Genomic DNA, 22538 nt, shown 5'->3' on the forward strand with positions numbered 1-22538 from the left:
AGAACTTCAGTGAGAACCCTGGTCCATCTTTCGGATTTGCACTTCGGAAAGACACAGAGCCAGCTTGTGGACGCGATCACGGCAGAGGTTCTTGCAGTCGACTCTGATCTGCTCGTCGTGTCGGGGGATCTTACGCAGCGCGCTCGGAAAGACGAATTCCTGCAGGCGCGCGCCTTTCTCGATTCCCTCCCTGGCCCCCGCATCGTAGTGCCAGGCAATCACGACGTGCCGCTATGGAATGTCTTCGCGCGTGCGGTGACGCCCCTGTCGCGTTACAGGCGCTACATCGAGGCGGACACGGACCCGTTCTACGCCGATAGCGAAGTCGCTGTGGTTGGGATCAACACAGCACGATCCCTGACAATCAAGGACGGCAGGATCAACGTCCGTCAACTCGAGGCGGCGACGGAAAAATTCGCACATATGTCCGATGACGTTACCCGGATAGTGGTCACGCATCATCCTTTCGAAGGGCTAGACCTGGAAAACGACGACGGCATCGTGGGCCGCGCCGATCTGGCAATGGATGCCTTCTCGCGCAACGGCGTAGACGTCATATTGTCTGGGCACCAGCATCTTCACCGCGCTGGTTCGAGCGCACGGCGCTACCTCATCGACGGCTATGCGGCACTGCTTGTTCAAGCGGGGACGGCGGTTTCTTCGCGGGTTCGACAAGCTGCAAATTCGTTTAACATCATTCGCATCGACCACCCGAGGATCTCTATCGAATGTCGGGCATGGCAGTCTTTGCAGTCCGGGTTCGAAACCTCAGCCAGTTATTCCTTTCGGCAAGGTTCAGGCGGATGGGAACCCGCTTGAATTGCGTTGGGAGAGAGCGTCTACATTTCCAGAATCCGCCGACGTACGGCTAAAGCTGAGATTCGATGGGGAGGTGCCTGACCAGGGCGGCCAGTATGCGGCGGAACCATGCTGCCTCGGGTTCGCGAGTATAGGTTTGCAGTCTGCCTTCATCGCTGCCATGCCAGCGAAGAACCTCGTTCTTCAATTCGAGCCGGTAGCTCGCTTCCGGCGCTATCTCCGATTTGAACCTATGCCGCAGTTCCGCGACCAGATTCTCGTCTTCAAAAAGCACTCCCATTTCCGAATTCAGGGATACGGACCGCGGATCGAAGTTAAAAGATCCGACGAAACCAATCCTGTTGTCGACGCTGAACGCTTTGGTGTGCAGGCTGGCACCCTTGGATCCAAATACGGAAATCTTGGGCTGCCGGCTAAAGGGTTGGAGCTCGAAAAGCTGCACGCCCATTCTCAGCAAGCGCTTGCGATAGTTGGCGTATGCCCCGTGGACCGCGGCGACATCGGTCGCGGCCAAGGAGTTGGTCAACACAGCGACCTGCACCCCGTCGTCGACGAGGTCGCCGAGGATTTTTGATCCCTTCTTGCCGGGGATAAAATACGGGGACACGATTTCCACACGCTTGCGCGCCGATTGAATGATTGGGAGCAACTCCTTCATCAGCCAACCGCGCGGTCTCCAGCCTCGGACCTTTTCCGGAGGGTCGGAGATCACGCGTACGCGCTCGACCCAATGTACGTTGCTGCTCGCCGCTATGAACTCGGCGATGGAGCCCTTGTCCCTGATCCCGCTCAGAAGCGTCGACTCGGTTTTCTCCTCGCTTCCCTCGAAATAAGGGGCATGCGAGCCTGGAGCGGCTGCACCGAGTTCAGCTATTGGCTTCGCGTCCTGGCATACCCAGAAAGTTTGGAAGATCTGTGCGGTTTGCTGGACGGCGGGACCGAGAAGCAGCATGTCGAGGTCACGGAAATTCGTCTCCGCCGCGTCAAAATACGCATCGCCGACATTGCGCCCACCGACAATGGCGATGTTGTCGTCGGCAATCCACGCCTTGTTGTGCATCCGCCTTGTCAATGCAAAAAGCCGCAAGAGGACTTCCGCGCCGCGCATGAGGCCCCGCGCTCTGATGCCGCTCGGGTTGAACAATTTGAGTTCGATGTTTGGATGGTTGCTCAGGGCCAAATAGGCAGCATCGCTCTTGCGCGGATTGACGTCGTCGAGCAGCATTCTGACCCGCACGCCTCGCTGGGCCGCGCGGACAACTTCGTGCAAAAGCAAGCGCCCCGTGTGGTCGTCATGCCAGAGATAATACATGAGATCGAGAGTGTGAGCCGCGCCCCTTGCCGCCAAAACACGCGCGGCGAACGCATCGTAATTGTCTGAAATCAGCAGCAGGCCGCTCTTACCTGCTTTGATTTTATCGGCCGATGTTTGCGTGATCGAGATGTCCATGGATTGACCAGTTTGGGAGGAGAACGAGGCGCCGTTTCATTAGGCCAAGAACCCGCGAGCGCTGATCTGGTTGCACGAGGGTCTTGAGCCTGCTGAGAGCTCACGAACAGCTAGCCCGTATGATAATCAGGTGGCTCGCCCATTTCGTTGCGCTGCTTCTTGTTCAAGCATCGCAATCTTTTCGCGGATCTCCTCTGGCTCGGCATGCTCCAGGCCGACAACGTCGTTTCTGGTCTCCCTAAGCGAAACGACGATCTCATCGAGTTTGGCGTGGATGGCGGCCGTATCGCGATAGCCCTGTATCAGGACAACACCGGTGATCACAATGGCGGCCACCGAAAGGGCATAGGTGACCGCATTGGTCAGTCCGAACGGCACCAACGCGGTGCACAACACCATCGCGACCATCATGACGTAGAAGCCCGGCGGCCGGGAAAGGAAGTCCGCTGCCACAAAAAGGATGCGGTTCATTCTAGCGTTCCCATAATTGCGCTGCCGGGGGCTCGATCTCGCGCCGAACGCCGCCTTGGATACAACGACACCGTCATATCTTGGCCAGCGCGAATACGGCTATCAGCGCGGTGAGACCGACGCAAATGGGTACAGCCAGGAGGAAACCGGCCTCTATGAAGCGAGTCTGTTTGTCGTTGAACATTCAATCACCCGTCGCTGGCTAAATTCAAGTTAATAAGCGGTTCGCTCGCCGCAGCGAGCAAACCGTTGGCAACGCAGCTGCACTGATTTTGAGATGTGGGCTGTCCAAGTTCAGCCAAGGGATATTCCAATCACGAGCAGAGATATGGCCAGGACGAAAACTGGCGCTAACAACCAACGCGCTTGACCAACACTCCTGTCCATAAATCGTTCTCCGTTTCCGTGGCTGACAACTTCTGCCACAGGTGACCGTTCCAAGCTGCGCGGCCGGCAAGACCATTGCGGAATTCGACCGGACTTTGGTCCAACTTCGCCCCCGACCGAAGTCCATCCAAAGGAACGATTGCATCCACGCCAAGTTGGCAGTTGGGCTTCGACATCGTCGATCGGGGCCAATCTCACGAGGAGTACGATTATGAAATTGCATGTCTCTGCCGCAGCTGCGGCATTTCTTCTGCTCGCAGGCGTCGGCATCGCGACGGCCGAGGACATCATTATTCAGCCGGAGCAGGAAACGGTTATTCGTGAATATGTGAAGAAGCAGCCGCTTGCGTCGGTGAAGGTTCCCGGAGTGGAACTCAACATCGGCACGGCGCTGCCCGACACCGTCGAACTTCGCGAAGTTCCCAACGTCAAATACCGCTATGTCGTGATCGACAACCGGACGGTTCTGGTCGATCCGAGCACCCACAAGATCGTCAAAGTCTACGACTGACCAGCCTTGCCAGCCAAAGCCCGTCGCCTCTCCCGGCGGCGGGTTTTCAACAGAAACGGAAGATCGCAAATGCAAGATCTCGCAAATCCGATGCCTTGGAAACGCGCGTTGAAAACCTCCGGACCAAGTTCGCAAACGCGAAAATTACCGGAGGCGACATGAAGGCCTTTCGAAAAGTCGCAACGGTGATGGCGGACTATCAAGGCCTCATCGACGGCGACGACCTGATCGCCGCCTCTTTTCTCAATGACGATTAGTTCATTCCCGGCCATTGGCCTAAGGTGAACCAGCCGCCCGCGTCTAAGGCGTCGGGTTGGAACAAGGAAACGCCATGACTTCGACGGCAGCGCTGATCTGGTATCTGGTAATCGCCGGCCCGCAGGGCGGAATGGTGGTGTTGCCAAGCACTTTCGACAAGCGCGAACAATGCACGGCCGCAATCGTCGAATACCAGAAGCAGCCAACACCGCCGGGCTGGACCCTGCAGTGCATCCCGAGCGCCTCCCCATTCACCAACAATGGATCCGCTGAGTAGTGCGATGCAGAGCAATCGGCTCCTCTGAGGCGACCTCGCCTCAGCTCTTAGTCTCGACATCGGCTGCCAGAAGCTTGATATGTTCGCTCGCGATTTTGAGCAGAGTTTCGGCGGTCTCCCGCGCTGTCCATCCCTGGGCCTCCGATTCGGTTACCAAGGCTGCGAATGCCGTTTCCAAGGCGACTTCGCAGTTGACCATTCGATCCGGACTTGCCTCCGGCAATATGGGCGGTTGAATGGTCTGGGACATGCGCGATCTCTTCAATAAAAAAGGAAAGCCCGCGCCTCTCGTGAAGAGCGCGGGCCGATCAAGGTGTCTCGCCCGATCTTCGGCAGGTGACGCGAGGGAGCATTGCCTGCCGCAATCACCAACCTTTGGAAGCCACTAATGTTCCAGACCGACCGATCGAAAGTGCGCTCACCCTCGAAGTGCACGATGATCCGCGAAACGCCTTTTCAGCGTCGAGGAACCGACGTGACTTTGTAGGCAGTGATCGCGGTTTATCCTTCAGCCAAGGAACCCGCGGAATCCAACAAATTCACCGGGCAAGTTCCCAAAGGGCCAGCGCCCAAGCGGGTAATTTAATCGTTCGGGTACGTCAAAGTGAAATGACACGCTTGGCGAACTGTCCCATAGCTGGGCAGTCGGCGGCCAATTTGTGGGCTCCGCTGCTTGGGAGCGACGATCGCACTCTCGCCCGTAATGGAGGCGCCTGATGCTTGACCAACCAATTCGCTCACAAAACGAGGCGTTTTACCCGAACGACCTTGAGACCCTAAGGCTCGCCTTCGACTCACTTTGCGCTGAATTCTGCGTTCTTCCCGACACAGCTGATGCACAGGAGATTGCCGCCGAGCTGATAAGGCTGTTCCAAACCGGCATGGCAAGTGGAGATATGCTAATGATGGCGGTGCGTGCCCGTTGGCAAAATGAATGGAAGATTGCTGGTTAGAGCGGCCTGGCCGCCGCGCGCGCGCCCAAGGGGAACCAAAACAGAAGAAGGGTCCGGATCTCTGTCAGACCCAAACCGATCAAGTTGCAAACCTGGACCAGGCAGCGCCGCTCAGGAAGGTACGCTGCATCATGCTCAACCTGCCGCAGGCTTCGAGGTTCCGAGACAAGCAAAAAACCCGCCACCGAGGCAAGGGCGGCAGGCTTATTGTGAAGCTATCCGACCAAGTCTCCGGCTCGTTTTGCCAGAGGGGGATCGATACGCTCCGTGTCCCACAATCACGTGCCTGTGGTCCATCGAAGGACGCAATGGCTCGCTTTGCTATTGGCTGGCCTGACGAGCCGCCTCAGCCTCCTGTACATCCACCGTGTAGAGCAGTTCGCCCTGTTCGTCGGAGACCCGCACAAGCCAACCAGACAAATCATCTGTTCCGGGCTCCAGATCGACCAAGAGATCGACCGCACAGCGAATTGCTTCGGCGCGCGCGGCGTCAAAGCTCGGCATGTGGGACGGAGGAATCCTCCGACTGGTTTCGCCGTCGCGATAGTCGAAAACATACACATCGCCCGCCGCTTCCTTAACCGACGTCACCGAAACTTCGTCAAAGTTGCCGTTGCTGGTGCCGTCGTAGTCGTTCGAGGCAAGACCAAAGGTGGCGGTTTGGACAAGGATAGCCTTCGCGCGGACCAGCACGATTTCCTCGTCCCCCTCGACGTTGGCCATGTCCACGGTAACGCATTCATTGCCCTGGCCACAGAACAGCACGCGCAATATCGCTTGGCCGTTCGGTGCGGTGGCATTCAAGACTTGGGTACGAACGATTTCCAATGCAGACTCCCGGCTTTTTCTGTTGGCAGAGGGGCCGGACGATGCCGGCCGCCAATCTCAATCTTGGTGCTCTGGCATGTCTTCGAGCTGGTCCTTGGTCCAGGTGGTAACGGCATGAACATCACCTTCTTCATCGCGCATGAAATCGAGTTGGTTGGCCGAAACCGCCACCGGCTTGGCGCCGATGCCGAGAAAGCCACCTACGTCAATGACAATCTGGCTGCCGTGCTGATGAGAAACGGTGCCGACCTTTTCGTTGTCAGCGCCATAGATGGTCGCGCCGTCAAGAATCTCTGGAGTCAGTTCACTGCTGGCAAGCCTTACATGATTGGTGTGGTCCATCGTTGCATCTCCTCATGGGTTGGGTGTGTCACCAATCTGCGAGGAGGCTAAGGGTTCCCATGAGGGAAGGCTCTTCGCGGCAATCAGGCAGGCTGCAAAGCTGCGGCGCACCGGTTGCCCGGTGCCATAACAGCAGCCAGATCCTCAATGACCTACCTTTCGCTTGCAGGATGAACACCAGCAAAGTTCCGATGTGTCTTGAACAACGTCACCAGCGTTGCGGCGTGTGCCTCGCGTTCCTTGGCCGAGGCATCGGCAGGCAGGGTGCTTGCTGAAGGCGCCAGAGCAACGGAACGTCGCCCAGTTTGAGAATGCCCGCATTGCGCATTGGATACTCGAACATCACTCGCTTCTGTCCTGGCCCGGCACCCTAAATGGCCCAGCGAGGCGTCGGTTGCCTAACCGCATCGAATATCCGGCACTTGCTTTTTTTCCTTGGGGCGGAACCACTCAGCAAGCGCGAAGTTGCCTCTGCGCCTTGATTTGAGAAGCCAAACAAACCAGGAGATAGCCAGATGGCGACCACAAAACCGGCCACGACCAAGGGTCTAGGCGAACTGTTCCGAGATACGCTCAAGGACATCTATTTCGCCGAGAAAAAAATCCTCTCGACATTGCCGAAGATGGCTAAGGCCGCGCAGAGCCCCGAGCTGAAGGCGGCGTTCGAAAAGCATCACGGCGAAACGCAGGAGCATGTGGCGAGGCTCGAAGAAATCTTCGAGATTCTCGGTATGAAGCCCCAGGCCAAGACCTGCGCTGCCATCATGGGTATTACCGAGGAAGGCGCTGAGATTATCGAGGAGTACAAGGGCAGCCCTGCCCTGGATGCTGGTCTCCTTGCCGCTGCGCAGGCAGTCGAACACTATGAGATTTCTCGCTACGGCACCCTGCGCACCTGGGCGTCGGAACTCGGATTGACTGCGGCGGTCCAGCTGTTGGACCTCACGCTCGCCGAAGAGAAGAAGACGGACGTCGCCCTTACCGAGATCGCGGAGTCGGCGGTCAACGTCGCCGCAGAAGCGGCGTAGCAAGGTTTATCGCCTTTGGGTGAGCCTTGGTTGCCAGGGCTCATCCACACAATCAGCGCATCGGCATCTCAGCGGCGCAACAGGAGTATGACATGGGCTTTTTCGGCAAGTTGTTCTCAGGCCTGGATCGCAAGGCGCCAGCCGACAAAAAAACGAGTGGAGACATGCGCAAGGCAACCGGCGCCGGCCCGGCGATCGCGGCTCATTCCAAAGACGCAAAGACGTCGGCAGCGACCGGTCAAAATCCAGCGGCGGCCAAGAAGAAATCAGCGAACGGATAGCCGATGTTGCACGCGACTTATCAGGCTGCATGCGTTGCCGCTTGACGGCGCGTTGGGTTAGCGGGAACAGCTATGCCGTTCACGGCGTTGAGAGGACTCGGGCCCGGGCATAGGAGGCGAATTGGTGGAAGCGATCGGCAGCAACCCAACAACAACGGGTCAAGAGAAGGAATGCACTGGCGCACACGCTGGAGTCGTGGTCGACACAGTGAGGTTAAACGAGTGACTTCGAAAGCCAGACGAAGCCCGCAGCCAACCGGCAAAGAGGCCTCGTTGATCGATGGAGAAGCGGCCAGTCGCGCGGCATCCACTACGGAAGAGAGTAAGGCCGCTCTGCGGTCGGAGGGCGGGGACCGCGGCCGCGACGCGGCTTGGCCGTCCCAAATATCAGCGCTTGGATGGAAAGATATTTTCTGGCGCTTGTGGGAGGAATTCAACAAGGACCGGGTTCTGCTCGTCGCCGCCGGTGCCACTTTCTACCTGTTGTTGGCACTGTTTCCAGCGCTGGCCGCGTTCATTTCGATCTACGGCTTTGTCGCCGACCCGGTTTCGGTTGCCGACCATGTCGCCTATCTCGGCGGATTGCTGCCATCGGGTGGGTTGGACCTCATTCGCGGCCAGTTGCAAGCTTTGGCCAAGCAGAAACCAGGGGCGCTCGGCATAGGTTTTTTCGTCGGGCTTGGTATCGCACTTTGGAGTTCCAACAGTGGTATGAAGGCACTGTTTGATGCCATGAACATTGCCTATGAGGAACGCGAAAAACGTAGCTTCGTCACGCTCAACCTCATGTCGATCCTGTTCACGGTTGGAGCGCTGCTGATTGGCATCGTGCTGTTGCTCACGGTGGGCGTCGTTCCAGCACTTTTGGGCTATTTCTATCTTGATGCGTGGACGGAAACCCTTGTCGCTGTATCTCGGTGGCCGATCCTTGTCGGTGCGATGCTGACCGGAATTTCCTTGCTCTATCGCTTCGGACCGAGCCGCGAGCGCGCCAAGTGGCGCTGGCTGAGTTGGGGAGCATTGATTGCGACGGTGGCATGGATCGCAGCATCTTGGCTGTTCTCGTTCTATCTGCAGCATTTCGCCAACTACAACGCCACCTACGGGTCGCTAGGGGCTGTTGTCGGTTTGATGATGTGGACATGGATTTCCGTCATCATTCTCATTGCTGGCGCAGCCATCAATGCCGAGATGGAGCATCAGACAGCCGTGGACTCGACCACAGGCCCTCCCCTGCCCATGGGCAAGCGAGGTGCTGTGGTAGCGGACACGTTGGGCAAAACCGCAGACTGACTATCGAACGAACACGCACTGTCAGCGAGGATGCGTGTTCGGGTCCTGTCAGCGCGCCTGGATAGATGTCTACTTTGGGTCCTATGCCCGCTTTGCTTTTGCGTAATCTTGGATGTTCGGTCCCGGTTGCGGGCGGCTTTCGTTGTCTGCTGGGTCACCGGAGACATCGCTGTTCAACGAAAATTGAACAGCGATGTCGATACCGCGTCCGCTTTCATGCAGCGCCCGCTGCCCTGCCCCTTGCCGTGCAACCAAAACCGAGTTCCGCCGTTTTGTCCGGTTCGATATTTCGGGGGATATCTTGGGACCATCCAGCAAGGACAGGGCGAGCGCCGCGTTTCGCAGCGCCGGAGAAATGGCTGAGCGTATCGGCTCGTTTGGCTGGAGCGCTACATCTATTGGGCCGGTGTCTTCATGGCCCACAGAGCTGAAGACACTCGTCGATCTCATTCTAGGCTCTGCGCAACCTATGTTCGTCGTCTGGGGCCAGGACCGCATCTGGCTCTACAACGATGCCTTCATCCCTATCCTTGGCCGCAAGCACCCGACCGCTCTCGGCCTGCCCAGCCAACAGGTCTGGGCAGAGGCATGGGAGACGATCGGCCCGATGTTTGATCTGGTTTACCAGGGCCAGTCAGTCCATATGGACGACATTGAGATCCGGATCGACAAGCACGGCGCGCCGGAAGAGACCCATTTCGCCTTCTCCTACAACCCGGTCACACAGCCGGAGACTGGGACGACCGGCGGCCTGTTTGGCGTCTGCACGGAAACCACGGATCGCTTCCGGGCCGAAAAGCGCGAACGCCTCGCTGCTGAACGTCATATCCATCTGTTCGAACAAGCACCAGGCTTCATCATTATCATGTGCGGCCGCGACCATGTCGTTGAATTCGTGAATGACGCCCATCGCCAGGTTTTCAACAGCGGCGATTGGCTCTCGAAGCCCATTCGGGATGCCGTTCCCAGTATGGATGGACAAGGTTTTTTTGAGCGGCTGGACGACGTCTTCAAAAGCGGCACGACTTTTGAAGCGCAGGGCGTTCCTGTGCGATTTCGCCGCTCGGCGGATAGTCCGGAGGAGACGCGCTATCTGACGTTCATCTACGCACCGCTCTACGATGGCGGGAACATCATCACAGGAATATTCTGCGAAGGGTTTGACGTCACAGAAACGTTTCGTGCGAGGAAGAGGAGCGCTGCCCTCGCCGAACTTGGCGACGTTGTGCGCCTGGTCGAAGACCCCGACGAGCTGGCTTATGCGGCGGCCGAAATCATTGGACGGGAACTGGATGTAAGCCGGGCGGGATATGGAACGATCGATCTCGCGAACGAGACCATCTCCATCGAACGCGACTGGAATGCCCCCGGGATCAAGAGCTTGGCCGGGGTGCTGCATTTTCGCGACTACGGCACGTATATCGATGATCTCAAGCGTGGCATCACTGTGGTCCTTGAGGACGCGGACAAAGATCCACGGACAAGCCGGAATCCAGAGGCTTTGAAGGCGATCAGCGCCCAGTCGCTGATCAACATGCCGGTCACCGAGCGCGGTGGCTTTGTGGCCCTGCTCTACCTCAATCACAACAGACCCCGATCCTGGTCGGAGGAAGAGATCGAATTCGTTCGCGAGATGGCGGAGCGAACGCGCACCGCAGTCGAACGGCGGCGCGCGCAAGCGGAGTTGAGCCAGAATGAAGGTCGCTTGCGCTTCCTCGACGGACTGGGGAAAGAAACATCGAGAAGTACTGACGCGGACGCAGTGCTTGAGATCACGACCAGAATGCTTGGCGAGCATCTCGGCGTCGCAATCTGTGCCTATGCCGACATGGAGCCTGACCAGGACCACTTTACGATTCGCGGAGATTGGCACCGACAAGGCTCTTCCAGCATCGTTGGCTACTACAGTCTCCGGGACTTTGGCGAACTTGCCGTTCTCCGGCTCCATCAGGGTTTGCCGCTGATCATCAATGACAATCGCGCCGAGCTTGCCCCAGAAGAAGCCGCAACGTTCCAGAATATTGGAATCGCTGCCACCATCTGCATGCCTCTGGTCAAAGAGGGGCGCCTGACTGCGCTGATGGCGATCCACGACAGCGCGCCACGGGTCTGGACGCAGAATGAGCTTGCACTTCTCACCGAAGTAACCGAGCGGTCGTGGGCGCATATAGAACGGGTCAGGTCGGATCAGGGCGCTGCCGAGACCGCGGAGCGCCTGAGCCTGGCTACCCAAGCGGCTGCAATCGGCATCTGGGACTACGACCCGGTCGCTGACCATTTGCGGTGGGACGCACAATGTCGCGCATTGTTCGGCATTACGTCGGCCGATGAGGTCTCGTATGAGGGCTCCTTCATCGCCGGCCTCCATCCAGACGACCGCATCCGGGCAGATGAGGCGGTCAGGCGGGCAATCGCTCCAGACAGTCTGGAGGGATTTAACATCGAGTACCGAACCATTGGCCTGGAGGACGGTATCGAGCGTTGGGTGGCGGCAAGCGGGCATGCCATTTTCGAAGCCAGCAAGGCCATTAGATTTATCGGCACTGTGATCGACATTTCCGATCGCAAGAAGGCCGAGCGACACCTCAAGATCATGAACGATACCGGAGCGGCGGTCGCTGCCGAACTCGATCTCGACAAAATCGTGCAAATCACCACCGATGCCGGCGTAGAACTTTCCGGAGCGCAGTTTGGAGCTTTCTTCTACAACGTGCTCGACGACCAGGGCGGCAGCTACATGCTCTACGCCCTGTCAGGTGCTCCACGTTCGGCCTTCCAAAATTACCCCATGCCACGCGCGACGGCGGTGTTCGAACCGACCTTCCTTGGGACAGGCGTCGTTCGATCGGACGACATTCTCAAGGATCCACGGTACGGCAAGAACGCGCCGCGCAAGGGCATGCCGGAAGGCCATCTCCCGGTTCGCTCCTATCTGGCGGTGCCAGTCGTGTCGAACTCCGGCGAAGTTCTGGGCGGTTTGTTCTTCGGTCACGCGGAAACCGGCAAGTTTCGTCCTGAACATGAGAGTGCTCTCCTCGGCATCGCCGGCCATGCAGCAACGGCCATCGACAATGCCCGCCTCTTCCAGTCAAGCGAACGCGAATTGGCTGAAAGGCGGCGCGCAGAGGCCGCACTGCAGACACTCAACGCTACGCTGGAACAACGCGTCATCGACGAAGTGGCGGAACGTTCTAAGACAGAGGAACAGCTGCGGCAGGTTCAAAAAATGGAGGCAGTCGGCCAGTTGACGGGGGGGATTGCGCACGACTTCAACAACATGCTTGCGGTCATTATCGGTGGACTCAATCTGCTTCAGCGCAAATTGACCAAGGGTGAGACAGACGTCGGCCGATTTGTCGAAGGCGCCATGGATGGGGCTCACCGTGCCGCCGCCCTTACCCAGCGGCTCTTGGCCTTTTCGCGACAGCAACCGCTCAAGCCGGAGCCCATCAACGCGAACCGCCTGGTCGGCGGGATGACCGATCTCTTGATGCGCACGCTCGGCGAGACGATCAAGGTGGAGACGGCTTTCGGTGCCGGCCTCTGGCAGGTCAAGGCCGATCCCAGTCAGCTGGAAAGCGCCTTGCTCAACCTGTCGGTCAACGCACGTGACGCCATGCCCAACGGCGGCAAGCTGACCATTGAGACGTCGAACGCCTATGTCGATGAGCGATACGCTCGTGAGTCCGCCATTGCGGCCGGACAATTCGTGCTAATCGCCGTGACCGATACCGGCACGGGCATGACCCCGGATGTTCTCGCCAAGGCCTTCGATCCCTTTTACACGACCAAGGGCGTTGGCAAGGGGACCGGACTTGGCCTCAGCCAGGTTTACGGTTTTGTCCGGCAATCGGGCGGCAACGTCAGAATATACTCCGAGCCCGGCGTCGGCACGACGATCAAGATCTATCTGCCACGGCATTATGGCAGCACCAACCAGGATACTCCCGAGCTCAAACCAAGGTCGATAGATGGCGGCCTGCCAAGCGAAATCGTCATGGTGGTTGAAGACGAGGATCGCGTCCGCGCCGTCTCAGCCGAAGCGTTGCGCGAACTTGGCTATACGGTCGTCGAAGCCATTGGTCCTAACGAAGCGATCAAGATGATTGAAGCCGGGCAGCAACTGTCCCTGCTATTCACCGACGTCGTTATGCCGGAAATGTCTGGACGCCAGTTGGCGGATATCTTGCGCAAGGACAACCCCAAGCTCAAGATCCTCTACACCACGGGCTACACGCGCAACGCCATCGTTCACAACGGCATCCTCGATCCTGGAACGCAGCTTTTACCGAAGCCTTTCAGCCTTGAAGATCTCGCCGAAAAGGTGAGGACGATTCTCGACGATCCTTCATAGTACGCACCAGCTGAGGATCTCAGCCCGGTCGACGGAACGATTTACATGCACTGTCGTTTGCCCTGACCGGAAACAGGATGAATGAAACGGTCGCGCCGCGTGCTGTCTGGAAAGGCTTTTTGAAGGTTGGCTCGGCCGCGCCGGTCCCACATTGGCGATCTCCGTTGGAGTGTCGCCGAAATGAGAGGATTATATTCCTCGGATCGTACTTGGTGGCAAGGGCTATTCGGTCAGGCTGGGGTCGTAATGACAATCGCGTCGAGGATCGTCCGATAGAGGCTGTTGACCTCTTCTCGCTCCGCTTAATGCCAAGGGCCTTTGCGTCGGCAATGAGTTTGCGCGTGAGTTCGTCGACCGAGATGACGTCGGCCATCGTCGTCTCAGGACGTTGTTGGCCAGCGATTGTTCCAGGACGTTGATTTCGCGCGATCATTGAGCATTAAGCTCGCAAGCGGTCTTCGTTCCGTTAGTCGATTCGATGCCTTTCCTGGCGCGCTTCACTATCTTTTTCTCTCGACCACCAAGAAATTCTGAGCAAAGCGTGCTGGGACGCCAGCTCTACTGCATATCGTCTCAACAGGTACGACCAACATTTCGCAAAGCCTTGGCAGCAGCCACCCGGGTCGCGGCAAAAACCCATAACCGATGGCCCGTTCCACAACAAACCCAACGAGCATTTGGCGATATGCGTGAATGCTCAACGTACTGCGAACCACTCGCCCCTGAAATCGGTTGAGAAAGCGGTAGGCCAGCCCATCGGCGAGGTTGCGTTCAAACGAGGCTTCCGCCGACGGTTCTAGAAATCGACATTTCAACATTGCTTTCTAACCCCTCACATTTCCACCGTTCCGGAAAGAGGACCCTGGCGGCCCTTGGTCCCTGGCGCCGCCGATCGGGACCGGTGATCCAAACGTCCCCGAGCAGCGTAGAATCAACAGATCTAGCCAGTTAGTGGAGATTGGGGCGATGCAAGGGACAATCGCATTCCTTTGTGCCGTGTTTCTCGGGTCGGTGGCACAAGCCGACGCATTCTCGGACAGCCGCGGCATATGGATGCGAGACGACGGCAACGCCAAGGTCTCAATCGCGCCTTGTGGACAGCAATTGTGCGCGACCAATCTGTGGATCGGCGACACCAGCAAGGGTGAACAGGCCGGCGACAAGCTGATCATGACGCTGAGACCGGCGTCACAAGGCACGCTGGCCGGAAAGGCTTACGACCCCAAGCGAGACCGTACCTATTCAATGACGTTGACGGTGAGGAAGGGGGGTCTCACCACGCGGGGCTGCATAGGCGCAGGCTTGATTTGCAAGAACGTGCGCTGGACCCCGGCAAAATGATCTGCGAGACGGAATGAGCCGACAAGCCCAAGCTCCCACCATCGTGTTGTTTCGGCGCGACCTGCGCATTGGTGACAACGCCGCGCTGGCGGCGGCAGCCGATCGCGGCGCTCCCGTCGTGGCGCTCTATATCCTGGACGAGACAACCAAAGGTCTAAGGGCCATGGGACCGGCCAGCCGCTGGTGGCTCCATCACTCGCTCGCGGCCCTTGGCGATCTGCTTCGCAAGGCTGGAGTGAATCTATTTCTGGCGCATGGACGCACCGAAAACGCCGTCGCCAGGGCGATCGACGCCAGCGGCGCGAATTGCGTGTTCTGGAACAGGCGTTACGACCCCTCGGAGGCGGGGGTCGATGCCAGGATGAAAGCCGCCCTGCGCGAAAAGGGGCTCACGGCACTCAGCTTCGATGGCGCGCTCCTGCATGAACCTTCGCTCCTCAAGACTGGGTCCGGAGGCTTCTACAAAGTCTATACGCCATTTTGGAAGGCGATGGCGGACGAGGTCCATGTTCGCGATCCGATCGATCCCCCCGGATCGATTGATGGTTGGAGGGGTGAGCTTGGCGGCTTGCGCCTGATGGAGCTTGACTTGCTGCCTAGCAAACCCGATTGGGCGTATGGCTTGCGCGAAACTTGGAGACCTGGCGAAGAAGGCGCCCAGGCCAGGCTTCGTCAATTCATTGAGCACGACCTGGCCAATTATGAACGCCAACGTGACTATCCTGGCCAGCCGTCAACATCGCGACTTTCCCCGCATCTGACCTTCGGCGAGATCACGCCATTCCAGATATTCGCCGCGTTGCGCAGATCGAAAAGCTCGGGAACTTCGAAGTTTCGTTCGGAGATCGGCTGGCGGGAATTTTCATATCATCTGCTGTTTCATAATCCTGATCTTTCAGCGCGCAACTTCCGGCCGGAGTTTGACGCAATGTCGTGGCGGGACGACATGCGGGCGCTTCGGACATGGCAGCGCGGCCTGACAGGGTATCCAATCGTGGATGCCGGCATGCGCGAATTGTGGCAAACGGGCTGGATGCACAACCGCGTGCGAATGATCGCGGCTTCCTTTCTCATCAAGGACCTCATGATCGACTGGCGTCACGGAGAAAAGTGGTTTTGGGACACTCTGGTCGACGCGGACGCCGCCAACAACCCGGCCAGCTGGCAGTGGGTGGCCGGATCCGGAGCTGATGCCGCCCCCTATTTTCGCATCTTCAACCCAGTGCTGCAGGGCGAAAAGTTCGACCCTCAGGGCGACTACGTTCGTCAGCACGTCCCGGAAATCTCTGCATTGCCCGACCGCTATATTCATCGGCCATGGGACTCTCCCGCTGCCGTGCTGAAGGACAAAGGCATCGTGCTCGGCAAGACCTACCCCAATCCGATCGTAGACCACGGTGCGGCACGAGAAAGGGCATTGATCGTCTATCAGTCCTTAAAGGATTGAGCCAGAGGATCAAACAATAACGGGAAGGTTTCATGATGCGGTATGCCGTCGCTTACACAACCACTCTGATCGCTTTCCTGGCGATTGACGCGCTGTGGCTCACGACGATGTCGCAGCGCCTTTACCGCCGCTATGTCGGGGACATACTGGTTGACATATTCAACCCTGTTCCTGCTGCGGCCTTCTACCTGATCTATGTTGTGGGTCTCGTAATCTTCGCAACGTCTCCGGCTTTTTCGAGCGGCAAATGGACAACGGCCGCGCTGAATGGCGCGCTCTATGGTTTTTTCACCTACGCGACCTACGATCTGACCAACCAGGCCACGATCCGCGGCTGGGCGACGGTCATCACCGTGGCGGATATCTGCTGGGGTTCGCTGCTCAGCGCGGTTGCCGCCACCGTGGGCTTACTGCTGACCCGCTATTTCCTGCGGGGCGCCTGATCGCCACGCTGTTCCGCGGCTGGCATCGCACCGGACAACAGCAAGCCGATGAAGACGATCAGCGTCGCGGCGCTCAAGGCATTTAGGCCAACCATGGCACTGTTGTCGGCGGCGGAGTAGCTGGCCAGCGGCTCACCGAAAAAGCGCAGCGGGATCGAATAGGCGACAGCGCTGAGCGCGACAATAACGAGTCCGAACGCCCGCTCCGACGGTCTGAACAACGCAGCGCCGATCAGTGCGCACGGAACCAGGAAAATCTCCACGCCCGAACCAACGCCAAACGCCTTGGTGCTCACGATGCCGTTGGCGATGCCTGTCAGCGACAGCAGGATGCGGGCGGCCAGCGCATGCCGTTTGGCGACAGCCGGAACAGCCACAAATATCGGCGTTGATATGAATGTGAGAAACGACGGTGCAATCTTGTCGGCTCCGACCGCGGCCCAAAGGTACAGCGGGTAGAACGGCTGGTTCCAGGCAACCACCAGCGCAATCCAGTTGGCCGCGCTGGTCAGGGGGTCGTCATGCGCCGCGTAAGCGGCGACCCGGCGCCATAGCTGTGCAAGTCCTTCCACGTTACCAGGCCGGTCGCAGCAAATAGTGGCTGACGCCCCACTCCCTGCCCTGGCCGTGACCGAACAGGCCCTCGGTCGCGAGATAGAACACTCGCCAGCGCCGGCGCCAAAGCGCCGCTTCCTGCCCATAGACATCGGTCAGAATCTCGCCGATGCGCTCGAAATTGTCGTCGAAACGCGCCAACCATTGCCGCGCGGTGCGCGCATAGTGCATGCCGTTCCAACGCCAGTCGCGTTCGATGGCGAAACAGTCCTGGAAATGACCGATCAGCCCATGGCTCGGCATGATGCCGCCGGTGAAGAAATGCCGTGCGATCCAGTCGGCGTCGTCGCGATGATCGAAACGGTAGGGACTGTGGCGGTGGCTGAAGACATGGACGAATAGCCTGCCTTCGGGCTCCAGCCAGCTTCGGATGCGGGCAAGCAGGTCGCGCCAGTTGGACATATGCTCGAACATCTCGACCGACACGATGCGGTCGAAGCGCTCTCGCGGCTCGAAGCCGTTCATGTCGGCGGTGATGACCTCGACATTGCGCAGCCCGCGCGCCAACGCTTCCGCTTCGATATGGAGGCGCTGCGGCGTCGAATTCGACATCGCCACGATGCGGGCGGCCGGAAAACGCTTAGCCATGTACAGCGTCAGCGAACCCCAGCCGCAGCCAAGCTCGAGAATGGATTGGCCATCGCCGAGGCCGGCATGCTCGACAGTCTGCTCTAGCGCCGCGATCTCGGCTTCGGCCAAGCTCTCGTTGCCCTTGGGATAGAGACAGCAGGAATATTTCCGGTTGGGACCGAGCGTCAGCCCGAAGAATTCGGGCGGAAGCTCATAATGCTGCTCATTTGCGGCCTGCGCGTGCTCGGCGATCGAATAGCCCGCCATGGCACAAGCAAACTGCTTCTCATCGACTGACCCCGCCTTGGCCAGCGTCCGGCGCGTTCTTCCTACCAGGATGCCGATACCAAAGCGTGTCGCGGTATCGGGAATCGGTGTGCTTTCGACGGCACGGATTGCGGATGAGATCAGGCTCACTGTCATGTCCCTTCCCGGGTTGTTGCCGCAATCGGCACGCCCGGCCAGAAAGCGTTTACGCGTCCCTGGTAACGGCTGAACTGTTCGCCACGCGAACGCAGCATGTGCGCCTCCAATGGCGGGATGCCGGAGACATGGACCAGCAGCCAGTACATCAGTAGGGGGCCGGCAAGTGCGGCGAAACCCCACGGATAGGCCGACGGGAAGCTGATCGCGATCGCCACGTATGCCAGCCAGCCCAGCCATTCGAAGAAGTAATTGGGATGCCTGGACAGGCCCCACAGGCCGACATCGCAGACCTTGCCCTTGTTGGCAGGATCGCCTCGAAAAGCATTCAGTTGCCTGTCCGCCAGTGCCTCGCCGCCAATCGCCACCATCCAGAGCGCAACGCCGACCCAGTCGCCAAGCCCCAGCGCCGGAGCCGGCTTGTGGGCGGCAGCCATGATCGACATTGCAAGCAGGAAAGCCGCGGCCGCCTGAACCTGAAGGAACCAGAACAGCCGGCTTGAGGAACTGGCGCCCCATTGCTGCTTCAGCTGGTCATAGCGCGGATCGTCGCGGCTGTCGCCGACCGTCCTCCCACCTATGTGAACGCCAAGCCGCAGCGACCAGACCAGCGCCAAAAGGGCGACCAGCCATTGCCTATGATCGTTGTCGCCTTCAACAAATGGGACGAGGGCCAAGAAGGCACCGAAGATGCCCACGGCGAAAGACCAGATCGCATCGATCCATCCGGACCTGCCGGTCCGTGTCGCGACCAGCCACGCCACCGCCATGGTGGCACAAAGAGCGACCGCCGCAAGAACGATAGCCGAGACGACACTCATCACCGGAGCTCAGCCGCCGAACAGAGGCTGGATCAGCCTGCCGAAGAAGCCGCTCAGCTTCATCTGGCCTTCGAGCGCGGCAATGCAGATGCATTCGCCGTCCTTGTCGACGATCGGCTGATGCTGAACGTCGTCATCGGCCTCGTCGAGATCGCCCGGACCATAGCGCCCGCGCGCGTCCGAGAACGACCCTTTCAGTATGTGGGTGTATTCATAGCCCGCATGCGTGTGCTCCGGCAGCTTGCGGCCGGCCACGACCTTGAGCAGCATGACGTTGGCGCTGTCGTCGTCGGGCAGTGTCACGCGGCTCCAGCGCACGCCCGGGCCGATCCAGCGCCATGGCCCGATGCCACAGTCATCAAGCACCTCAGGCAGGCGGATGCCAACATCGGCGCGCGGGAGCCTTTTGGCCGGCGCGGCCTTGCCGCGAGCGGCCTCGTCGACATCGATCATCGCCATCGCCTGAGCGAGGGCCCCAGCTTCCATGTCTTCCGGCTCGATATCGTGCAGAAGGGAGCCGCCCAGCGCCTCGAAACTGACTATGCGCTCGGCGCAAGCCGTGCAGGCGCCGACATGGACGGCCACGACGATGCGCGGCCCGGATTCGAGCGAGCCGTTGGCATAACGGAAGAGCGTCTCATCACTCGGATGATGGTTGATCATTTGAGGTCGTCCAGGATTTGGCGCAGCCGGCCCAGGGCCAGCCGCACGCGTGATTTGACGGTGCCGAGGGGGATGCCGACCGCGTCGGCGATCTCGGATTGCGCTACCTCGCCAAAGAATGACATTTTCAGGATATCGGCCTGTTCCCGCGGCAGAAGATCGAGCGCCTCCCGCACCCGCTCCTCGCGCTCCACCGCGATGATCGCCTGCTCGCCCGAAACCGGCGCATCAGGCTGATCGGACGGATCAAAGGCTTCGGCAATGACCGCCGACCGGCTTTCGCGGCGAAGCCGGTCGATGCGCGCGTTGCGGGCGATGGTGAAGATCCAGGTCGACACCCCGGCACGCGCGGGATCGAAATACGATGCCTTTTTCCAGACCAGCAGCATGGTTTCTTGCGCGACGTCCTCCGCAGCGGACGGCGTCATCCCCGATCGCTTCAGAAAAGCCTTCAGCCGCGGCGCATAGAAGCCGAACAGCCCCGCGAAGGCCGCTCGATCGCGGTTCGCCGCGACCGCCGTCATCAAACGGACCGCTTCCGGCGCCGACAGGCTCTCTTCGTCTTCGCGCATGGTCACTGCCAATCCGCTCTCCGCGAGATCGAAAGCAAGAAAGGCTTTGTCGGCAATGAAATGATGTCCTGATGCATTCATACGCCCTGTTACGCGCGGCAATCCCTTTCGGATCACTAGCCGCGCAGCGATTGCCGCAGACGGTGATCCACAGCCCGCACCGCTGCGTAGAAATTGAACCTAGGGGAGGACGTCAGTCCCTTCCATAGCAAATCGGAGGGCGTGAATGACGAACGGCGGCTATTTAGAGGCGGACAAGCCGATGGACATCGCCATCGTCGGCAGCGGTATCTCCGGCCTGTCCGCAGCATGGCTGCTTTCAACGCGCCACAGGGTTTCGCTGTTCGAGGCGGACCGGCGGCTCGGCGGCCACAGCAATACCGTCAATGCCGGCGGCACACAGGTCGACACCGGTTTCATCGTCTACAACGAAGTCACCTATCCCAACCTGACGGCGCTGTTTTCGCATCTCGGCGTACGCACCAAGGCGTCGGACATGTCATTTGCCGTCTCGCTCGACGGCGGACGATTTGAATATTCGGGAACCGGATTGGGCGGGCTGCTCGCACAACCGTCTAATGTCGGCAGGCTGCGTTTTTGGCAAATGCTGAAGGAATTGCTGCGCTTCTATCGTGAGGCCCCCCACGATATCGCGCGTATCGGCGAGATCAGCTTGGCCGAATATCTCGATGCCAAGGGCTACGGTGTCGCGTTCCGCGAGGATCATCTCTACCCGATGGCGGCAGCCATATGGTCGACGCCGGCGCTTGATGTCGGCAACTATCCAGCGACCGCCTTCATCCGGTTCTGCCAAAACCATGGCCTACTGAACCTGGCAGGCCGGCCAACCTGGCGCACAGTCGATGGCGGCAGCCGCAAATATGTCGAGCAACTGGCGAGGAGCGTCGCCGGCCGTTCATATGCCGGGCGCGGCGTGCGCTTGATCTCCAGGCGCGGGGGCGCGGCTTGGCTTACCGACTGCGAAGGCGTAGAGCACCGCTTCGATCACGTCGTTATCGCCACCCATGCCGACCAGGCGCTGCGCATGCTTGACGATCCGAGCCACGACGAGACGCGGCTGCTCGGCAGTTTTGGCTACAGCCGCAACGAGGCGGTGCTGCATGCAGATGCGCGCCTGATGCCGCGGCGCAAGCGAGCCTGGTCGAGTTGGAACTATTTGACACAGGGCCAGGGTGAAGCCCGAAAGCTCTCCGTTTCGTACTGGATGAACAGGCTTCAATCGTTGCCTGATGACCAGCAGCTCTTTGTCACCCTCAATCCTGTCGTGGAGCCGGCGGCCAATACGGTGCTGCATCGCGAGACCTACGAACATCCGGCTTTCGACGCCGCAGCGATGCGCGCGCAGCAAAGGCTGTGGTCGCTGCAGGGCAGTCGAAGAACCTGGTTCTGCGGCTCCTATTTCGGCGCCGGCTTCCACGAGGACGGCCTGCAGGCCGGGCTTGCGGTGGCTGAGGCGCTTGGCGGTGTACGCCGGCCCTGGAGCGTCGCGAATGAGTCGGCGCGCATTCACATTATCGACGCCGTGGCGCGGCGCAACCTCGAGGCGGCGTGATGCCGGAGCTGAAATCAGCGCTCTACGCTGGCAAAGTAATGCACCAACGGCTGAAGCCGCGGCGGCACCGCCTTTCCTACCGCATGTTCTTCCTTCTGCTCGACCTCGACGAGATCGATGCGATGAGCAAGCGGCTTCGCCTGTTGTCACACAACCGGTTTAATCTGTTCGGCTTCGCTGACGCGGATCACGGCGATGGCTCGGGCGGATCGCTGAAAGCCTGTGTCGAAGATATGCTTGAGAGGGCAGGGATCGAGACGGATGCGGGGCCAATCCGACTGCTCTCCATGCCGCGCATGCTCGGCTACGCTTTCAATCCGCTCAGCATCTATTTCTGCCATAACCGGCAGGGCGCCCTCGTCGCGATCCTCTATGAAGTCAACAACACCTTTGGGCAACGCCACAGCTACCTGATTCCTGTCGGCGACGGGCACGACGAGACTGTCAGGCAATATTGCGACAAGCGCTTCTACGTTTCGCCCTTCATGGCCATGGGATTGAACTATCGCTTTCGCATCGGCCTCCCCGGCGAAAACGTCGCGATACACATCACTGCCAGCGATGACCAAGGGCCGCTGATGGTCGCAAGCTTCTCGGGCAAGCGGCGGGCGCTGAGCGATGCCAGTCTGCTGCGCGCATTCATCTCGTATCCTCTGCTGACACTCAAGGTGACCGCCGGCATCCATTGGGAGGCGCTGCGGCTCTGGGCAAAGGGCATTCGGCTTCAGGAGCGCCCTGCCCCGGCTCACCAACCCATCACGCACGTCGCCATGCATGGACGTTTACAGAGAAAGGCCGAGCCTGATGTCATTTAACAT

Annotated in this window: 23 protein-coding genes; 13 read left to right on the forward strand and 10 right to left on the reverse strand. The window is 59.4% G+C overall.

Annotated features, from left to right (window positions below; translation table 11 throughout):
- Nucleotides 1-9: 9 nt before the first annotated feature.
- Nucleotides 10-819, forward strand: a complete 810-nt coding sequence (locus tag JN279_RS32380; RefSeq protein ID WP_202351213.1) for a metallophosphoesterase family protein — start codon at nucleotides 10-12, stop codon at nucleotides 817-819.
- 49 nt (nucleotides 820-868) lie between these two features.
- Here the strand turns inward: JN279_RS32380 and JN279_RS32385 are convergent, their stop codons facing one another.
- Together JN279_RS32385 and JN279_RS32390 are read right to left on the reverse strand one after the other, a co-directional pair.
- Nucleotides 869-2269 carry a phospholipase D family protein gene (locus JN279_RS32385; protein ID WP_202351214.1) on the reverse strand — a complete coding sequence of 467 codons (1401 nt, stop codon included), beginning with the start codon at nucleotides 2267-2269 and terminating at the stop codon, nucleotides 869-871.
- Between the two features lie 126 nt (nucleotides 2270-2395).
- Nucleotides 2396-2740 (reverse strand): low affinity iron permease family protein, encoded by a 345-nt coding sequence (locus JN279_RS32390; protein ID WP_095198553.1) that lies wholly within the window; start codon nucleotides 2738-2740, stop codon nucleotides 2396-2398.
- A gap of 598 nt (nucleotides 2741-3338) precedes the next feature.
- On the opposite strand from JN279_RS32390, the gene JN279_RS32395 reads away from it, so the two are divergent.
- Both JN279_RS32395 and JN279_RS32405 read left to right on the forward strand, forming a co-directional pair.
- Nucleotides 3339-3638 carry a DUF1236 domain-containing protein gene (locus tag JN279_RS32395; protein ID WP_202351215.1) on the forward strand — a complete coding sequence of 100 codons (300 nt, stop codon included), beginning with the start codon at nucleotides 3339-3341 and terminating at the stop codon, nucleotides 3636-3638.
- Between the two features lie 331 nt (nucleotides 3639-3969).
- Nucleotides 3970-4173 carry a hypothetical protein gene (locus JN279_RS32405; RefSeq protein WP_096454823.1) on the forward strand — a complete coding sequence of 68 codons (204 nt, stop codon included), beginning with the start codon at nucleotides 3970-3972 and terminating at the stop codon, nucleotides 4171-4173.
- 40 nt (nucleotides 4174-4213) lie between these two features.
- Here JN279_RS32405 and JN279_RS32410 read toward each other — a convergent pair whose 3' ends face one another.
- Nucleotides 4214-4423: a hypothetical protein gene (locus JN279_RS32410; protein ID WP_202351216.1), complete on the reverse strand. Its 210-nt coding sequence runs from the start codon at nucleotides 4421-4423 to the stop codon at nucleotides 4214-4216.
- A 466-nt stretch (nucleotides 4424-4889) separates the two neighbouring features.
- Here JN279_RS32410 and JN279_RS32415 point away from each other — a divergent pair, with 466 nt between their 5' ends.
- Nucleotides 4890-5126 carry a hypothetical protein gene (locus JN279_RS32415; protein ID WP_096454819.1) on the forward strand — a complete coding sequence of 79 codons (237 nt, stop codon included), beginning with the start codon at nucleotides 4890-4892 and terminating at the stop codon, nucleotides 5124-5126.
- A 321-nt stretch (nucleotides 5127-5447) separates the two neighbouring features.
- Here the strand turns inward: JN279_RS32415 and JN279_RS32420 are convergent, their stop codons facing one another.
- A complete protein-coding gene (locus JN279_RS32420; protein ID WP_202351217.1) occupies nucleotides 5448-5954 on the reverse strand; it encodes a DUF6894 family protein in 507 nt (168 codons plus the stop codon).
- A gap of 57 nt (nucleotides 5955-6011) precedes the next feature.
- Nucleotides 6012-6296: a photosystem reaction center subunit H gene (locus JN279_RS32425; protein WP_096454815.1), complete on the reverse strand. Its 285-nt coding sequence runs from the start codon at nucleotides 6294-6296 to the stop codon at nucleotides 6012-6014.
- A gap of 515 nt (nucleotides 6297-6811) precedes the next feature.
- Here JN279_RS32425 and JN279_RS32430 point away from each other — a divergent pair.
- From JN279_RS32430 to JN279_RS32465, 7 genes are all read left to right on the forward strand, one after another.
- Nucleotides 6812-7324 (forward strand): YciE/YciF ferroxidase family protein, encoded by a 513-nt coding sequence (locus JN279_RS32430; protein ID WP_096454813.1) that lies wholly within the window; start codon nucleotides 6812-6814, stop codon nucleotides 7322-7324.
- A 92-nt stretch (nucleotides 7325-7416) separates the two neighbouring features.
- Nucleotides 7417-7605, forward strand: a complete 189-nt coding sequence (locus tag JN279_RS32435; protein WP_096454811.1) for a hypothetical protein — start codon at nucleotides 7417-7419, stop codon at nucleotides 7603-7605.
- 222 nt (nucleotides 7606-7827) lie between these two features.
- Nucleotides 7828-8898, forward strand: coding sequence for a YihY/virulence factor BrkB family protein (locus JN279_RS32440; protein WP_096454809.1), 1071 nt, complete (start codon nucleotides 7828-7830; stop codon nucleotides 8896-8898).
- Between the two features lie 193 nt (nucleotides 8899-9091).
- Nucleotides 9092-13252: a GAF domain-containing protein gene (locus tag JN279_RS32445; RefSeq protein ID WP_202351218.1), complete on the forward strand. Its 4161-nt coding sequence runs from the start codon at nucleotides 9092-9094 to the stop codon at nucleotides 13250-13252.
- Nucleotides 13253-14218: 966 nt separating this feature from the next.
- Complete coding sequence (locus tag JN279_RS32455; RefSeq protein ID WP_244734225.1) at nucleotides 14219-14593, forward strand: DUF2147 domain-containing protein; 375 nt, start codon at nucleotides 14219-14221, stop codon at nucleotides 14591-14593.
- Nucleotides 14594-14606: 13 nt separating this feature from the next.
- Nucleotides 14607-16040, forward strand: a complete 1434-nt coding sequence (locus tag JN279_RS32460; protein ID WP_202351220.1) for a cryptochrome/photolyase family protein — start codon at nucleotides 14607-14609, stop codon at nucleotides 16038-16040.
- Between the two features lie 32 nt (nucleotides 16041-16072).
- Nucleotides 16073-16483, forward strand: a complete 411-nt coding sequence (locus JN279_RS32465) for a DUF2177 family protein (RefSeq protein WP_096454802.1) — start codon at nucleotides 16073-16075, stop codon at nucleotides 16481-16483.
- On the opposite strand, the gene JN279_RS32470 is transcribed toward JN279_RS32465, so the two are convergent.
- The 5 genes from JN279_RS32470 to JN279_RS32490 all read right to left on the reverse strand — a co-directional run bounded on the left by JN279_RS32470 (nucleotide 16462) and on the right by JN279_RS32490 (nucleotide 20228).
- Nucleotides 16462-16965 carry a hypothetical protein gene (locus JN279_RS32470; protein ID WP_244734226.1) on the reverse strand — a complete coding sequence of 168 codons (504 nt, stop codon included), beginning with the start codon at nucleotides 16963-16965 and terminating at the stop codon, nucleotides 16462-16464. The genes JN279_RS32465 and JN279_RS32470 overlap by 22 nt on opposite strands.
- A gap of 91 nt (nucleotides 16966-17056) precedes the next feature.
- The gene (locus tag JN279_RS32475; protein ID WP_202353846.1) at nucleotides 17057-18085 is read right to left on the reverse strand and encodes an SAM-dependent methyltransferase; all 1029 of its coding nucleotides are present in this window, start codon (nucleotides 18083-18085) and stop codon (nucleotides 17057-17059) included.
- Nucleotides 18086-18087: 2 nt separating this feature from the next.
- Entirely contained in the window at nucleotides 18088-18912 is an 825-nt protein-coding gene (locus JN279_RS32480; RefSeq protein ID WP_096454798.1) for a DUF1295 domain-containing protein, read from the reverse strand.
- A 9-nt stretch (nucleotides 18913-18921) separates the two neighbouring features.
- The gene (locus JN279_RS32485; RefSeq protein ID WP_202351221.1) at nucleotides 18922-19575 is read right to left on the reverse strand and encodes a ChrR family anti-sigma-E factor; all 654 of its coding nucleotides are present in this window, start codon (nucleotides 19573-19575) and stop codon (nucleotides 18922-18924) included.
- Nucleotides 19572-20228, reverse strand: coding sequence for a sigma-70 family RNA polymerase sigma factor (locus JN279_RS32490; protein ID WP_202353847.1), 657 nt, complete (start codon nucleotides 20226-20228; stop codon nucleotides 19572-19574). Before JN279_RS32490 ends, JN279_RS32485 begins: the two co-directional genes overlap by 4 nt.
- 145 nt (nucleotides 20229-20373) lie before the next feature.
- On the opposite strand from JN279_RS32490, the gene JN279_RS32495 reads away from it, so the two are divergent.
- Together JN279_RS32495 and JN279_RS32500 are read left to right on the forward strand one after the other, a co-directional pair.
- Nucleotides 20374-21720: an NAD(P)/FAD-dependent oxidoreductase gene (locus tag JN279_RS32495; protein ID WP_202351222.1), complete on the forward strand. Its 1347-nt coding sequence runs from the start codon at nucleotides 20374-20376 to the stop codon at nucleotides 21718-21720.
- Nucleotides 21717-22535 (forward strand): DUF1365 domain-containing protein, encoded by an 819-nt coding sequence (locus JN279_RS32500; protein ID WP_202351223.1) that lies wholly within the window; start codon nucleotides 21717-21719, stop codon nucleotides 22533-22535. The genes JN279_RS32495 and JN279_RS32500 overlap by 4 nt, the downstream gene beginning before the upstream one ends.
- Nucleotides 22536-22538: the final 3 nt, after the last annotated feature.

Source organism: Mesorhizobium sp. 113-1-2, assembly GCF_016756475.1.
In the GTDB taxonomy this organism is placed as follows: Bacteria; Pseudomonadota; Alphaproteobacteria; order Rhizobiales; family Rhizobiaceae; genus Mesorhizobium; species Mesorhizobium loti_C.

Excerpts from the sequence above, each read along its gene's own strand:
- JN279_RS32385 (WP_202351214.1), bottom strand. The coding sequence starts at position 2,269 with ATGGACATCTCGATCACGCAAACATCGGCCGATAAAATCAAAGCAGGT.
- JN279_RS32390 (WP_095198553.1), bottom strand. The coding sequence starts at position 2,740 with ATGAACCGCATCCTTTTTGTGGCAGCGGACTTCCTTTCCCGGCCGCCG.
- JN279_RS32395 (WP_202351215.1), top strand. The coding sequence starts at position 3,339 with ATGAAATTGCATGTCTCTGCCGCAGCTGCGGCATTTCTTCTGCTCGCA.
- JN279_RS32405 (WP_096454823.1), top strand. The coding sequence starts at position 3,970 with ATGACTTCGACGGCAGCGCTGATCTGGTATCTGGTAATCGCCGGCCCG.
- JN279_RS32410 (WP_202351216.1), bottom strand. The coding sequence starts at position 4,423 with ATGTCCCAGACCATTCAACCGCCCATATTGCCGGAGGCAAGTCCGGAT.
- JN279_RS32415 (WP_096454819.1), top strand. The coding sequence starts at position 4,890 with ATGCTTGACCAACCAATTCGCTCACAAAACGAGGCGTTTTACCCGAAC.
- JN279_RS32425 (WP_096454815.1), bottom strand. The coding sequence starts at position 6,296 with ATGGACCACACCAATCATGTAAGGCTTGCCAGCAGTGAACTGACTCCA.
- JN279_RS32430 (WP_096454813.1), top strand. The coding sequence starts at position 6,812 with ATGGCGACCACAAAACCGGCCACGACCAAGGGTCTAGGCGAACTGTTC.
- JN279_RS32435 (WP_096454811.1), top strand. The coding sequence starts at position 7,417 with ATGGGCTTTTTCGGCAAGTTGTTCTCAGGCCTGGATCGCAAGGCGCCA.
- JN279_RS32445 (WP_202351218.1), top strand. The coding sequence starts at position 9,092 with ATGTCGATACCGCGTCCGCTTTCATGCAGCGCCCGCTGCCCTGCCCCT.
- JN279_RS32455 (WP_244734225.1), top strand. The coding sequence starts at position 14,219 with ATGCAAGGGACAATCGCATTCCTTTGTGCCGTGTTTCTCGGGTCGGTG.
- JN279_RS32460 (WP_202351220.1), top strand. The coding sequence starts at position 14,607 with ATGAGCCGACAAGCCCAAGCTCCCACCATCGTGTTGTTTCGGCGCGAC.
- JN279_RS32465 (WP_096454802.1), top strand. The coding sequence starts at position 16,073 with ATGATGCGGTATGCCGTCGCTTACACAACCACTCTGATCGCTTTCCTG.
- JN279_RS32480 (WP_096454798.1), bottom strand. The coding sequence starts at position 18,912 with ATGAGTGTCGTCTCGGCTATCGTTCTTGCGGCGGTCGCTCTTTGTGCC.
- JN279_RS32485 (WP_202351221.1), bottom strand. The coding sequence starts at position 19,575 with ATGATCAACCATCATCCGAGTGATGAGACGCTCTTCCGTTATGCCAAC.
- JN279_RS32490 (WP_202353847.1), bottom strand. The coding sequence starts at position 20,228 with ATGAATGCATCAGGACATCATTTCATTGCCGACAAAGCCTTTCTTGCT.
- JN279_RS32495 (WP_202351222.1), top strand. The coding sequence starts at position 20,374 with ATGACGAACGGCGGCTATTTAGAGGCGGACAAGCCGATGGACATCGCC.